At 66.3% G+C, this 13,130-nt stretch carries 11 protein-coding genes and 1 pseudogene; 9 read left to right on the top strand and 3 right to left on the bottom strand.

The genetic code is table 11. From position 1 onward, the window contains the following. The first annotated feature begins 6 nt into the window (after nucleotides 1–6). Nucleotides 7–708 (top strand): type VI secretion system-associated protein TagF, encoded by a 702-nt coding sequence (gene tagF, locus ACUH78_RS10785; protein WP_435750873.1) that lies wholly within the window; start codon nucleotides 7–9, stop codon nucleotides 706–708. Then, nucleotides 705–1,187: a type VI secretion system baseplate subunit TssE gene (tssE, locus tag ACUH78_RS10780; RefSeq protein WP_435750874.1), complete on the top strand. Its 483-nt coding sequence runs from the start codon at nucleotides 705–707 to the stop codon at nucleotides 1,185–1,187. Before tagF ends, tssE begins: the two co-directional genes overlap by 4 nt. Before the next feature lie 214 nt (nucleotides 1,188–1,401). On the opposite strand, the pseudogene ACUH78_RS10775 reads toward tssE, so the two are convergent. Beyond that, nucleotides 1,402–1,527: pseudogene (locus tag ACUH78_RS10775) on the bottom strand (IS256 family transposase); the annotation flags it as partial. 343 nt (nucleotides 1,528–1,870) lie between these two features. Between ACUH78_RS10775 and ACUH78_RS10770 the strand changes: the two are divergent. Next, the gene (locus ACUH78_RS10770) at nucleotides 1,871–3,799 is read left to right on the top strand and encodes a DUF47 family protein (protein WP_445333397.1); all 1,929 of its coding nucleotides are present in this window, start codon (nucleotides 1,871–1,873) and stop codon (nucleotides 3,797–3,799) included. A 65-nt stretch (nucleotides 3,800–3,864) separates the two neighbouring features. Continuing rightward, nucleotides 3,865–5,184 carry a PEP/pyruvate-binding domain-containing protein gene (locus ACUH78_RS10765; protein WP_445333398.1) on the top strand — a complete coding sequence of 440 codons (1,320 nt, stop codon included), beginning with the start codon at nucleotides 3,865–3,867 and terminating at the stop codon, nucleotides 5,182–5,184. Between the two features lie 106 nt (nucleotides 5,185–5,290). Here the strand turns inward: ACUH78_RS10765 and ACUH78_RS10760 are convergent, their stop codons facing one another. Together ACUH78_RS10760 and ACUH78_RS10755 are read right to left on the bottom strand one after the other, a co-directional pair. Continuing rightward, nucleotides 5,291–6,472 carry a glycosyltransferase gene (locus ACUH78_RS10760; protein WP_445333399.1) on the bottom strand — a complete coding sequence of 394 codons (1,182 nt, stop codon included), beginning with the start codon at nucleotides 6,470–6,472 and terminating at the stop codon, nucleotides 5,291–5,293. Then, nucleotides 6,469–7,236, bottom strand: coding sequence for an HAD family hydrolase (locus ACUH78_RS10755; protein WP_445333400.1), 768 nt, complete (start codon nucleotides 7,234–7,236; stop codon nucleotides 6,469–6,471). Before ACUH78_RS10755 ends, ACUH78_RS10760 begins: the two co-directional genes overlap by 4 nt. A 214-nt stretch (nucleotides 7,237–7,450) precedes the next feature. On the opposite strand from ACUH78_RS10755, the gene arsS reads away from it, so the two are divergent. From arsS to ACUH78_RS10730, 5 genes are read left to right on the top strand one after another with little or no spacing between them, the layout of a single operon-like run. Then, complete coding sequence (gene arsS, locus ACUH78_RS10750) at nucleotides 7,451–8,413, top strand: arsenosugar biosynthesis radical SAM (seleno)protein ArsS (protein ID WP_435750878.1); 963 nt, start codon at nucleotides 7,451–7,453, stop codon at nucleotides 8,411–8,413. A 20-nt stretch (nucleotides 8,414–8,433) separates the two neighbouring features. Beyond that, entirely contained in the window at nucleotides 8,434–10,665 is a 2,232-nt protein-coding gene (locus ACUH78_RS10745; protein ID WP_445333401.1) for a dihydrolipoyl dehydrogenase family protein, read from the top strand. Beyond that, a complete protein-coding gene (locus ACUH78_RS10740) occupies nucleotides 10,649–11,314 on the top strand; it encodes a TIGR04283 family arsenosugar biosynthesis glycosyltransferase (protein WP_445333402.1) in 666 nt (221 codons plus the stop codon). Before ACUH78_RS10745 ends, ACUH78_RS10740 begins: the two co-directional genes overlap by 17 nt. Beyond that, complete coding sequence (locus ACUH78_RS10735; protein WP_445333403.1) at nucleotides 11,311–11,967, top strand: TIGR04282 family arsenosugar biosynthesis glycosyltransferase; 657 nt, start codon at nucleotides 11,311–11,313, stop codon at nucleotides 11,965–11,967. Before ACUH78_RS10740 ends, ACUH78_RS10735 begins: the two co-directional genes overlap by 4 nt. Continuing rightward, the gene (locus ACUH78_RS10730) at nucleotides 11,964–13,109 is read left to right on the top strand and encodes a slr1591 family oxidoreductase (RefSeq protein WP_445333404.1); all 1,146 of its coding nucleotides are present in this window, start codon (nucleotides 11,964–11,966) and stop codon (nucleotides 13,107–13,109) included. The genes ACUH78_RS10735 and ACUH78_RS10730 overlap by 4 nt, the downstream gene beginning before the upstream one ends. Nucleotides 13,110–13,130 lie beyond the last annotated feature (21 nt).

Here is a 13,130-nt window from a genome sequence, read left to right as displayed (position 1 = left end):
CGCCTAATGGAACTGCCCTTCATGCGCCGCAAGGAGGAGCCCCTGGCCGGCTGGTTCGGGAAGCTTCCCTCGGTCGGGGACTTCGTCGGCCGCGGCCTGCCGGCGGCCCTGTGCGAGCTCATCCACGGTTGGATCGCGGAGGGGGTCGCGGAGTTGCCCCGTCAGGTGGGCGAGGACTGGCGGGACGCCTACCAGCTTGCCCCCCTGTGGCACTTCGCCATGACCCCCGGCATCTGGGAGGCACGGGCGCTCCTCGGTTGCGTCGCGCCGAGCGTCGACCGGGTCGGTCGCTGCTCGCCCGTGATCGCCCTGCGGACGGTCCATGCGGAGAACCTAGAGCTGTATCTACCACCCAGGAGCCAATGGCTCCACGAGGTCGACGCCCTGCTGCGCCGGGCCATCGCCGGCAGCAGCGCGCCAGACGCCGTGCAGTACGCCTTGGAGTCTGCCTCGGTTCGGGAGGGGGCGGCGGATGCCGATACCGAGTCCGCAGGGGAGATCCTCGCCGAGCTTGGCATCTCGGGCTCGGTCAAGCCCGGCACTTATTTGTCCTGGCCCAACCTAGTGCAGATTTTCCGGGAAAGGCCCCGCCGCAGTTTCTGGTGGTGTGAGCGTTCGCCCCGCGAACCGCCCCGCCAGGTGACCCACAGCGGCGATCCGGACGCCGACCTCTTCGTCTTGCTGCTGAGCGTGCGGAGAGAGGCGTGAACGCCAAGCGTTTGGGCGGAGTTTTCCTCCCCACCTTGCTGGACCGGCTGATCGAGCATCCCGACGGAGCGCCGGGGCCGGCTTCCCGGGCCGCCTATGAGGAGGCGGTCCTGCGGGACCTGCGTTGGCTGCTCAACTCTACCGCCGTGCTGTCGGAGGACGCGCTCGAGCCCAATCCCTGGGTCCGCACCTCCGTGCTCAACTTCGGCATCCGCAGCAACTACGGATCTGCCCTTTCGGGAGACAGAATTAGGACAATGGCGTCCGAGATTAAGACCGCAATCCTTGCGTTTGAGCCGCGGGTGTTGCGCGATAGCGTGTCGGTATCGCCTGAAAGCGAGATTGAAGATGGGCGCTCGGCCCAGGTGACATTCAAAATTAACGCCACCTATTGGTACGAGCCCTATCCAATCGAACTTTCAATGTGGGCGAGGTGGGACATCGATTGTGGCTTGTTGGCACTTGACACGGAGAGGTGATGCTTCCCCATTCTCACTGAGCGGTCTGCATAGCAGTGACCGGCCGCCCGTAGGTTGTCGGCGATGTGGCCGAGGGACGGCCCGAACAGCTTGGACCCGCCGGTGTCGATCAGCACGAGATTACTGCCGGTTTTGACCAGGTAAGCGTTGATCGCGGCCTCCATGGCCGACCCCTTGAGGAAGGCGGGCGCCAGGAGCCTGCGCATGTCCCGGGGCCACAGCGGTTCTTGACTTCCATGTCCATCAGGCGCTGAGCCACGAAGGCGATCATGTCGCGAACGATATCGTCGGCGCCGGCCTTCTCAAGCAGCTCGGAAAGCTGCATCCTGCCTTGGGTCATCGGGTTCTTCCTCACGCTGTTACGCCACTTCCCGGGACACCGCCCACGTTTCGATGCGAATCCGCCTGCGCATCCTGATCATCGAAGAGGTCTGCGAACGTACGCCTGGTTTGGGTTGACGGGTTGTCTTGCGCGAGGCTAGGCAGGGACGGATTGCCCGGCATGGCCGGAACAGTGCCGGCGCTCTTTGGGTGCGGTGCGGATCTCGTCCAAGCGGGATGCGTTTGCGTCTGGGGTGCCTCCAGTTGAACTGACGTGGGCGCTTGGGGGGAGCGGCTCTGCGGTGTGACGTATTTGTCACAATCGGGCCGGACAATCCAGGCTCGTGTACCCGGAGCCCGTCATGGAGAAAACCGAAGCTGTAGCCAGTCTGGGCCAGACCGAACTGCTGAAGCCGGCGCGCGTGCGCGCCGCGCTGGCTGCCAACGACCGGCTCAAGCTCTATCTGAGCGCCCTGCAGGCAGCGCAGGCGCATGCCATGGGCGGCGAGTCGCAGGCGGTCGATCTTTCGCACGAATTCGCTGCGGTGGGTGTGAAGGCGCCGTGGCTGCTGGAATTGCCCTCCAGCGCGTTTCGCGATGGCTCGCGGCTGCACATCCCCGATCTGCCGAGACTGCGTTCCAGCATCCTCGTGGATCTGCGGATCATGGGGCGCCCCGTTGCGGGGGATCCGTCCCTGGATGGCCGCATAGATCACTGGTGCGCGTGGCTGGAGCAGTTGCAGCCCGATACGCTGTCGGCAGGCGACATCCAGGCGCTGACGAGCGGCAAGCGCGGCAAGGACGACAGTCTCCATTTGCTGGTCATGGACCTGCACAAGGCGATCAATCGCCTGGCCGCGGATCTGTCGAGCGAAGCCATCGACGGCGCGCACGTGTGGCAGATCGATGATGCTGACCGTGCGCGTGTCGCGGCCTTCATGCGGGGTGTCAACCGTACACGCCCGCTCAAGCTTGAGCACCCGGGGCTCGACACGGCCGCGACGCGCGACGGCGACCGGCTGCTGTTACAGAACGATATCGGCACCAATGATGCGCACGTTTTGGTCATGCAGGTGCAGGACCGGGTCATCACCTTGACATACTCGGATCTGCACCACCGCCGCTTCGCCTTCTTTCAGTCGCTGTTGAGCGAGGTTGCTGCGGTGTGGAGCGAACCTCAGGCGCGCAGCACTGCCGGGCTGAATCTCGGCGCCACCTATTACGTCGGCACCGCGCGCTTCGAGTGCGATGACGACGAGGAGGTGGCGCAGACGCTGGAGTGCATCGGCGAGCGCATCGTGTTCCTGATCGACTGGAACCGTGCGCGCAAGCGTCTTGAGCAACTGGTCAGCAAGTCCGATGCCGTCGCCATCCTGAATGAGGCTGCACGCAGGCAAGTTGGTCACATGGCCTGGCTCGAGGCGGGGGGCGAGAAGCTGGTGTTCGGGGCCATGCAGGCGCTGGGTGCAGGCTATTTCCGCATTGGCGACCGGCTCGACGTGGTGATGGGAAGCGAGAAGGCGACGGCGTTTCTGCTCGACGTGATGGCGCAAGCCCTGGCGGCGGTGCGGCAACGTCAGCCCCAGACACTGGTCGCCGACGATACGCGCTTGCTGCTCGCGGGCTATCTGCGCAGACATGACGAGTTCGACCTGCTTGCCGAGCACGCTGCCTACTGCCATGCCATGGCAGAGGGCTTGCGCGATGGGCTTGCGCACAACCATGAACGCGACAAGAAGGCCGCGCGCAGGTTTGCAGAGCGGGCGAAGGAGTGGGAGCGCAGTGCCGACCAGCTGGTGATGGATGCGCGTGCACGGGCCGAAGCACGCCCGCGCTGGGAGGCGTTCGCCGAGTTGGTCGAAACCGCCGATGACGTCGCTGATGCGCTCGAGGAGGCCGCATTCCTGCTTTCGCTCATCGCCGCGGATCATCACCAGGGGTGGCGGGGTCAGGTCCACCAGACCATGCAGTTGCTTGCCGACACGGTGCTCGGTGCCGCACAGGATCACGTGCGCGCGCTCGAGATCGCTCGCACGCTCGGTGAGGACAGCAATGCTGAGGATCATGAGGAGTTCGTGTCTGCGCTCTGGCGGGTGCTCAATGCAGAGCGCCAGTGCGACGTGCTGCTTCGTGACGTGCGCCGTGCGCTTGCAGAACACATCAGCGATGCGGCGACACTCAGCCTGAGCACTGATTTTGCGCAGGCACTCGAATCCGCCTCGGACTGGATGCTCGCCACCGGTTATGGCTTGCGGCGGCTCGCCTTCAGCCGGGTAGGGGGCGGACAATGAGCGGGCGTGCGGCGGATGTGAAGGGTGCGGAAGCAGTGCCGATGCGGGCGGACGAAAGGTGTGTCGTGCAGACGATCGAACGGGATGCGCCGCTGCCTGCCCATGGGAGTGCGCGCGTGCTTGGTGCCAAGGCCTGGAATCTTGCGCGAATGGCTGCGCTGGGCTTGCCGGTGCCGCCAGCCTTCGTGATCGGGACGGGCTGGTGCGCGCAGTCGAATGGCATCAGAAGCCATCACTGGCTGCCGGCGCTGGAAACGCTGGAGCGATCCTGCAGGCTGCGCCTGGGGGATCCACGTCACCCCTTGCTGGTTTCGGTGCGCTCCGGAGCGCCAGTGTCGATGCCAGGCATGATGGAAACACTGCTCAACGTTGGCCTGACGGAAGAAACCCTGCCGGGGTTCGTGCGCATCACCGGGCATCCGCGTTTGGCCTGGGACGCTTACCGGCGACTCATTGCCGGTTATGGTGAAACCGTGGCGGAGATCGATGCAGCACACTTCGAGGAAGATCTCGAGGTGCTGCGGGGAGCGCTCGACGAGCGGGAACTCGATTTCGCCACGTTGCGCGAGCTTTCACGACGCCACCTCGCAACCTACCAGCGCGAGGCCGGGGAAGCTTTTCCGCAGAATGCACACGAGCAGCTAAGGCAGGCAATCGCTGCCGTGATGGCCTCCTGGCAGCGTGAAAAGGCGGTCACCTACCGCAGGCTGCACGGTATAGACGATGACCTGGGGACGGCGGTCATCGTGCAGCGTATGGTGTTCGGCAATGCCGGCGGTGTTTCCGGGGCCGGAGTTGGCTTTACGCGTGACCCGAGCAGTGGCGAGCGCCGTCCATGGGTCGATTTCCTGTTCAATGCACAGGGCGAGGACGTGGTGAGCGGGCGACGCAGCGCGCTCGGGCACGATGAGCTTGCCTCGGTCGCACCGGCTGTCTGGCAAGCGCTGCTTGAGCTTGTGGGCTTGCTCGAACGCAACTTCGGGGACATGCAGGACTTCGAGTTCACCGTGCAACATGGGCAACTCTATCTGCTGCAGACGCGCAACGGAAAGCGGACGCCGCTCGCGGCAGCGCGCATTGCGCTCGATCTGATGGACGAGGGCGTGATCGACGCCGGTACGGCGGCCCGACGGACACACGGCCTCGACGCTGCCGCATTGACGCAGCGGCATGTCGCCGCGAGCGATGGCACCTCGATCGACCCGGTCGCGCGAACCTTGACACTGGCTGGGCGGCTGTTGCACGAAGGGGCTCTGATCACGCTCGATGGCAATGAGGGCACGATCTACCTGGGCGCAACGAAGATCGTCGAAAGCGTCCCACAGGAGATCCTCACCCGCCTCGAAGGCTTGCGTTGCGGGCAGTCGATGGCGTCGGGTGGGTGATACCCGGTGTACGTTTCGGTATCGACGTATCTGCCGGTCTGGTACGGGCGCTCGACGAGATCGACGCACGACCCGGAGAAGGTGTGCAGTGCGGGGATCGGGCAGGTCAGATGGTGGAGGCAGGGTGGCGCAAGCCGGTGTCGATCCCCCGATCGACGTGTTCCGTCGCCTGTACCAGGATCCGGTCGAGGATCTCCGGCACCTCGAACAAAGCCCGGTTTTCCATCTGGCGGACGCGGGCCTTGAATGCATCCATGCCACTGAGAAGTTGGGCTACTGCGCGCTCGATGGTGCGGAAGCTGCCGTGGACGATGCCCACGCCGTTCTCTCGCACCCATTGTGCGTTGTAGCGCTCCTGCGGCATGGTCCATGCGTTGTCGACGACGATCACCGGGAGGCCCTGCTGCACGGCCTCGCTGATGCTGCCCGGCCCCGGCTTGCCGATGAAGAAGTCGGCAAGTTGCATGTAGTAGGGGATGTCCGAGGTGAACTCGACCACCCTTCTCGGTGCGATCACGGGAAGCTGGCGCAGGCGTGCGGCGAGCGCCCTGTTATGGCCGCAAATCAGGATGAGCTGCGTCGTTGCTGCCAGGCGCTGCGCGATGCCGAGCATCGCCTTCGAGCCGTGGCCGCCGAAAAGCACCAGGCCGGTAGGGCGTCTGGGGTCCAGACCGAGGCGCAAGCGTTCTTCCGCACGGTCGACCTTGGCGGGTGCATAGAACTCCGGGCGGATGATCATCCCCGAGGTGAGATGAATGCGCCTCGTGTCGTGGCCGAGGATCCGTGCCTGCTCGGCGGCCCGGGGCGTACCGCAGATGAAGTGCTGTAGCTGATCGGGTTCGATCCAGAAGCTGGGCGGCAGATCGGCCAGATCGGTCAGCAGCGTGACATAGGGCACCCCCGGAAGGCTTGATGCAAGGCTTTCGTGGAGCGCCCGGTTGAAGTTCGGTACGAGCGAAACGACCAGATCGGGCTCGGTACGCAGCCAGTGCTGCTGCAGGGACCGAAGCAGCAGGGGGTGGGCGAAGCGTATCGCCGCCTGCAGCAGCTTCAGTTCCTGCGCCATCCCTAGCGTCCAGCCGCGGGAGAGGCGCTTGTTGTACCAGTCTTCCGGGCCGCTGCCGGTAATGGACCGGAACTTGTCCTGCGGATCGAGCACTTCGAACAGGTTCACCAGGCGTACCTGCCAGCTGGGCGCCTGGCGGTGCAGCGCCGCCTCCAGAGCCAGCGCCGAGGCGCGGTGCCCGCCACCGGCATTGAAATAGATCAGATCGATCTTCGTCGTCATGCGCCTCTTCCTACTGCGTCGCCGGGGGCCGGATCGGGGTGGGTTTCCATCTCCAGCCCGATCGGAGGGAGAAGGTCTTCCAGTGCGAGCGTGTGCAGCAGTTTCTCCCTGAACTCGGTTGGTGAGGCATGGATGAAATCCTCCGGGACGCCATGCGTTTGGCGCAGCCGGCTCCGGTCCTCTGCGCCGTAGGCGACGATCAAGGGATACATGCCGGCACCGATGGCCGCGAGGTAATCGCTGAACTCGTCGCCGCAGGCATAGCAGCGCGCCGGGTTGATGCCCAGGCGCACGCGCGCATCGCGGAAGGACGCCGTCTTGTCGCCGCGCAGGGGAATGCATGCGAAGTGATCGAACGCATCGATGTCGATGGCGTGGCGTGCGAACAAGCGCCGGAGCGTCTGTTCCGGGTCGATCGTCACATTGCGCGTCACCATGCCGATGCGAACGTGCGGCGTGGCGATCAGGGTCTGCAGCAGGGCTGCGATGCCGGGGTAAAGAACGGCTTCGTCGCGGTAGAAGTCGGTCAGTGTCTCCAGCAGGCGCTTCCGATTCTGCTTGCCGAACTGCTGGCGCAGGTTGTTCGGGAACTCGCGCAGCCCGCCCAGATACTTGAACAGCTTGCGCCGTCGCTGGAAGCGTTCGAGATCGCCGATGGCCATGCCATGGCGAAGAAAACTCTGCTCGATCGCATGGAAGGCGTCGATGGTCGTGCCGTCGGCGTCGAAGATGACCAACTGATCTCGGTTTGGGTAGGGGACCATGCAGCAAAACTAAGCGAACATTGCGACGAACGCGTGACAGTCCTGTATGTAGCGCTGCTACAGGCCCGGTTCGTTTGCTCAAGCAGGAACAGGCAAGGATCGGATGGCGTCCAGGGGGCGGCGTGACTCCTGACACAGCTCCAGCCTCAGGCGTCTGGTTGTAAGGATTTGCCAGCGCCTCCGACCAAGGAACAAACCGACCCGGAGCAATGCAATGCGCGATACCTTCCCCCTGTTGGTCAAGACCGACTTCCCCGCGCTCACGCGCGGCCGTCTCGAAGTGCTGCAGGCAAACCTTGGCTATCGCTGCAACCAGGCCTGTCTGCACTGCCATGTGGCAGCCAGCCCGCGCCGCACGGAAGAAATGAGCTGGGACACGATGGCGCTGTTGCTCGAGGTCGCCCGCCGACATCGGGTGAGCACGCTGGACCTCACCGGCGGCGCGCCGGAGATGAATCCCAACTTCCGGCGGCTTGTCGCCGAGGCTCGGGCGATGGGGCTTCATGTCATCGACCGCTGCAATCTCACCATCCTGGGCGAGCCGGGCTATGAAGGACTGGCCGATTTTCTGGCCGCGCAGCGGGTCGAGGTCATTGCCTCGTTGCCGTGCTACCTGGAGGACAACGTAGATGCCCAGCGGGGCGAGGGCGTGGGCCGGCAAAGCATGGAGGGTTTGCACCGGCTCAATGCGCTCGGCTATGGCCAGGCGGACTCAGGGCTTGTGCTCAACCTGGTCTACAACCCGCTCGGCCCCAGCCTGCCGCCCGACCAGCAGGGACTGGAGCAGGCGTACAAGCGCGAGCTGGCGGCACGTTACGGCATCGTATTCAATCAGCTCTTCGCGCTGGCCAACATGCCCATCCAGCGCTTCGGCAGTCAGCTCGTTTCGCGCGGGCAGTTCGATGACTACATGGCATTGCTCAAGGGCGGCCACCGGCAGGAGAACCTGGGCGGGGTGATGTGCCGCACGCTGGTGTCGGTCAGCTGGCAGGGGCAGGTGCACGACTGTGACTTCAACCAGATGCTCGGGCTGCCGCTCGGCGCCCGGCCACAGGTCACGCATCTGTCGGATCTTCTGGGCGATGGCCTGGAGGACGGAGAAATCCGGGTTGGCGAGCATTGCTACGGCTGCACCGCCGGGCAGGGGAGCAGTTGCGGCGGCGCGCTCGAGCATTGAGCGAATCGGCAGGCATCCGGATGAATCCGCGCAAACTCGTCGTGCTGATGGTTCTCGCTGCCGCGATCGGCAGCTTCTTCCTGTTCGATCTCGGCCAGTACCTCAACCTGCAGACGCTCAAGACGCACCAGGCCGCCATTGCGGATTATCGTGACCACAACCCGGTCTCGAGTGTCGCCCTCTACTTCGTCATCTATGTGCTCGTCACCGCCTTGTCCGTACCCGGCGCGGCCTTGCTGACGCTGGCCGGCGGTGCCGTGTTCGGGGTGCTGTGGGGCACCGTGATCGTCTCCTTCGCGTCCACCCTGGGTGCCACCGCGGCTTTTCTCATCGCGCGCTTCCTGCTGCGTGACTGGGTCGGGCAGCGCTTCAGCCAGCGCCTGACGGCCATCGACGAGGGCATCCAGCGCGAGGGTGCGTTCTACCTGTTCACGCTGCGCCTGGTGCCGGTGTTTCCCTTCTTCCTGGTCAACCTGCTGCTCGGCCTGACGGCGATGCGCACCTGGACCTTCTTCTGGGTCAGCCAGCTGGGCATGTTCGCAGGCACCGTGGTGTATGTGAATGCCGGCACCCAGCTCGCGCGCATCGACAGCCTGGGCGGCATCCTGTCGCCTGCCTTGCTCGGCTCGTTCGCCATCCTCGGCGTGTTCCCGCTGCTTGCGCGGCGCGTGGTGGAACGCATCCGCCGCAACCGGGTCAATGCGCGCTGGCCCCGGCCGAGGCGGTTCGATCGCAACCTGGTGGTGATCGGTGGTGGCAGCGCAGGTCTCGTCACGTCCTACATCGCCGCGGCGGTCAGGGCCAAGGTGACGCTGGTCGAGCGCCACAAGCTTGGCGGCGACTGCCTCAACACCGGCTGCGTGCCGTCGAAGGCGCTGATCCGCTCGGCGAAGTTCCTGTCGCACGTCGCGCGCGCGCCCGAATTCGGCATTGCCGCGGCCGATGCGCGCTTCGACTTCGCCGAGGTCATGGAACGCGTGCAACGCATCATCGCCCAGGTCGAGCCGCACGATTCGGCCGAGCGCTACGCCGGGCTGGGGGTCGAGGTGGTGCAGGGCGCTGCGCGCATCGTGTCGCCGTGGGAGGTCGAGATCGACACCGCCGACGGCGAGCGCCGGCGCCTCACGACGCGCGCCATCGTCATCGCCACCGGCGCGCGGCCGACGGTGCCCGCGCTGCCGGGCATCGAGGACATCGATTACCTGACCTCCGACACCGTCTGGTCGCTGCGCACGCTGCCGCGCCGACTGCTGGTGCTGGGCGGCGGACCGATCGGCTGCGAGCTCGCCCAGGCCTTCGCCCGCTTTGGCGCCCAGGTCATTCAGGTCGAGCGCGGGCCGCGGCTGCTGCCGCGCGAGGACGCGGATGTGTCCGAGCTGGTGATGCAGCGCTTTCGCGACGAGGGCATCGACCTGCGCCTTCAGCACCAGGCCAAGGCTTTCGTGAAGGAGGGCGAGCAGAAGATCCTGATCGCCGAGCATGCGGGCGAGGAGGTACGCATTGCCTTCGACACCGTGCTGATCGCCCTCGGGCGCAGCGCCAACCTGAGGGGCTACGGGCTGGAGGAACTCGGCGTGCGCTGTGGTCGCACGATCGAGACGAACGCGCTGCTGCAGACCAACTACCCGAACATCTACGCCGCGGGCGACGTGGCGGGGCCTTACCAATTCACCCACACCGCGGCGCATCAGGCCTGGTATGCGGCGGTCAACGCCCTGTTCGACCCGATCAAGACCTTCAGGGCGGACTACCGCGTCATCCCGTGGGCCACCTTCATCGAGCCCGAGGTTGCCCGGGTCGGACTCAACGAGCAGGAGGCCCGCGAACAGGGCATCGCCTATGAGCTCACCACCTTCGGCATCGACGACCTCGACCGCGCCATCGCCGACAGCGAGGCGCACGGCTTCATCAAGGTGCTGACGGTGCCGGGCAAGGACCGCATCCTGGGCGTGACCATCGTCGGTGAGCACGCGGGCGACCTCATCGCCGAGTACGTGCTGGCGATGAAGCAGGGCATTGGGCTGAACCGCATCCTCGGCACCATCCACATCTACCCGACCCTGGCCGAAGCCAACAAGTACGTCGCCGGCAACTGGAAGCGGGCACACGCACCCGAGCGCCTGCTGCGATGGGTGGAACGCTTCCATACCTGGCGCAGGGGGGCTGATGAAGAGAGCGCAAGCCATCGTGCCCTCGCCAACGGCTGCAGATCTCGTTGGTGGGCCGTCGATCGTGATGCCAGTGCTCGATGAGGCCGTCGGCATCGTCGCGCGCCTTCAGTCGCTGCAGCCGCTGCGCAGGCAGGGGGTCGAGCTGATCGTCGTCGACGGCGGCAGCCAGGATGAAACCGTCGCACTGGCGGGGCCGCTGGCGGACCGGGTCGTGGCCACGGACAGGGGGCGCGGGCGGCAGATGAACGCCGGTGCCGTCTGCGCTCGTGGCAACGCGCTGCTTTTTCTCCATGCCGACACCGTGCTGCCCCCCGACGCGATGTCGGCGGTGCGCCAGGCGCTCGCAGGCGGTGCCGCGTGGGGGCGCTTCGATGTTCGCATCGTGGATGGGCCTGCGGGCGTCGCGGTGGTCGCCTGGGCGATGAACCTGCGCTCGCGCATCACCGGCATCGCGACCGGAGACCAGGCCATGTTCTGCACGCGCGAGGCCTTTTCGGCGGCGGGGGGCTTTCCCGAGATCGCGCTGATGGAGGACATCGTGCTGTCGCAGCGACTGCGTGCGATCTCGCGCCCGGCCTGCCTGCGCCAGCGGGTGGAGACATCCGGCCGGCGCTGGGCGCGTCATGGGTTGGTGCGCACGGTGCTGACCATGTGGTGGCTGCGGCTTCGCTTCTGGCTCGGCGCCTCGCCGGATGCGCTTGCCCGCGCCTACGGATATACCCCCCGATGAACGACGACGCCTCGACGCGCATCGAGCTGGCAATCCTGGCCAAGGCGCCGCTGCCCGGCTTGTGCAAGACCCGGTTGATTCCGTACCTCGGCGCGGCCGGCGCGGCGGCGCTGCAAGGCTGGCTGCTGCAGTGCACGATGGCCACCGCGGTGACCGCCGACATCGGGCCGGTCAGTCTGTGGTGTGCCCCTGACGAGACGCATCCCGACTTCCAGCGCTGCCGGGCTTTCGGGGACGTCCGTCTGCTGCCCCAGCCACAGGGCGATCTTGGCGCACGCATGCAGGCCGCCGTTGCCGCATCGCGCACACCGGCGGGCACGCTGGTCATCGGCACCGACTGCCCGGTGCTAACGCCCGACTTGATCCGGCAGGTGGCCGATGCCCTTGACCGCCACGATGCGGTGCTGGTCCCGGCCGAGGATGGCGGCTATGTGCTGATCGCGCTGCGTCGCGCAGATCCATGGCTGTTCGAGGCCATCGACTGGAGCACGGATCGTGTCATGGCACAGACGCGCCAGCGCCTGCGCGCGCTCGGCCTCGACTGGCACGAAACAGCGCCGTTGTGGGATGTCGACCGCCCGGCGGATTTCGAGCGGCTGGCCACACGCTTTCCGGCGCTGCGCTCGGTGCTCGCCTCGTCGGGGCAGGCATGAAACGGCTCGTACTTGCAGGCGCAGGGCACGCCCACCTGCACGTGCTGCGCGCCCTCGGCGAGGCACCGTGGGCGGGCGTGGAGGTCGTCCTCGTGACACCGTATCCGCGCCAGATCTACTCCGGAATGGTGCCGGGCTGGATCGCCGGGCACTACCGTCTCGACGAATGCGTGGCCCCCGTCCTGCCGCTGGCGGGTGCGGCTGGTGTGCGCGTCGTCCAGGATGCCGTGTGCGCGCTGGATGCGAACCGGGGCCATGTCACGCTGGCCGACGGAGGCACCATCGAATTCGACGTGTTGTCGCTCGACACCGGCGCACGTCTCGCCATGGATGCAGGGCTCGCGAATCACCCGGGGTTGCTGCCGGTGCGCCCGCTCGAGTCCTTCGTGGCGAAATGGGAGCAGGCGCTGCCAATGCTTCTCGGCGATGACAACGCGCGGGTGGCGGTAATCGGCGGCGGCGCGGCGGGTGTCGAACTCGCACTTGCGGTCGCGTACCGGCTGCGTCGTGAAACCGGCGTCACCGCGCCGCGGGTGATGCTTGCGTGTGGGGGTGGGCTGTTGCCCGGGCACGCGCCTGGCGTTGTCCGGCGGGCACGCGCGGCACTGGCAGGGCAAGGCGTCGAGCTTGTCGAGCAGCGGGTGCGGGCCGACGGATCCGCGCTGGAAACTGAGGCGGGCGTGCCGCTTGCCGCTGACTGGGTGATTGCGGCAACGGGTGTGGGCCCACCGGACTGGCTCCCACAATCGGGGCTGACGCTCGCGCCGGATGGCTTCATCGCGGTCGGGCAAGGCCAGCAGAGCGTGTCGCACGCGAACGTGTTCGCCGCGGGCGATGTGGCCTCGCGCATCGATGCACCCCATGCCAAGTCGGGCGTCTACGCGGTGCGCGCCGGACCGGTACTGACCGGGAACCTGCAGCGTGCGCTCGCGGGGCGTCCCCTCGAGCCCTATCGGCCGCAACGCCGCAGCCTCTACCTGCTGGCCACCGGGCCCCGGGAGGCGATCGTCTCCTGGGCGGCATTCTCCGCGAGCGGCCGGCTTGCGTGGCGATGGAAGGACTGGATCGACCGGCGTTTCATGAGGCAGTATCAGTCGTCGACTCGCCGCGGGACACTCGCCGACAGCCGGAGCCGTAACTGAAACGCATCTGCTGGCGTATGC

The sequence above is a fragment of the Thauera sp. ZXT1-4 genome, from assembly GCF_052598215.2.
Note: the sequence above shows the minus strand (reverse complement) of the source record. Positions and strands in the feature narration are given on the sequence as shown.

Coding starts and splice junctions, on each gene's coding strand:
- ACUH78_RS10745 (WP_445333401.1), top strand. CDS start 8,434: ATGAATCCGCGCAAACTCGTCGTGCTGATGGTTCTCGCTGCCGCGATC.
- ACUH78_RS10755 (WP_445333400.1), bottom strand. CDS start 7,236: ATGGTCCCCTACCCAAACCGAGATCAGTTGGTCATCTTCGACGCCGAC.
- tagF (WP_435750873.1), top strand. CDS start 7: ATGGAACTGCCCTTCATGCGCCGCAAGGAGGAGCCCCTGGCCGGCTGG.
- arsS (WP_435750878.1), top strand. CDS start 7,451: ATGCGCGATACCTTCCCCCTGTTGGTCAAGACCGACTTCCCCGCGCTC.
- ACUH78_RS10740 (WP_445333402.1), top strand. CDS start 10,649: ATGCCAGTGCTCGATGAGGCCGTCGGCATCGTCGCGCGCCTTCAGTCG.
- ACUH78_RS10770 (WP_445333397.1), top strand. CDS start 1,871: ATGGAGAAAACCGAAGCTGTAGCCAGTCTGGGCCAGACCGAACTGCTG.
- ACUH78_RS10730 (WP_445333404.1), top strand. CDS start 11,964: ATGAAACGGCTCGTACTTGCAGGCGCAGGGCACGCCCACCTGCACGTG.
- ACUH78_RS10735 (WP_445333403.1), top strand. CDS start 11,311: ATGAACGACGACGCCTCGACGCGCATCGAGCTGGCAATCCTGGCCAAG.
- ACUH78_RS10760 (WP_445333399.1), bottom strand. CDS start 6,472: ATGACGACGAAGATCGATCTGATCTATTTCAATGCCGGTGGCGGGCAC.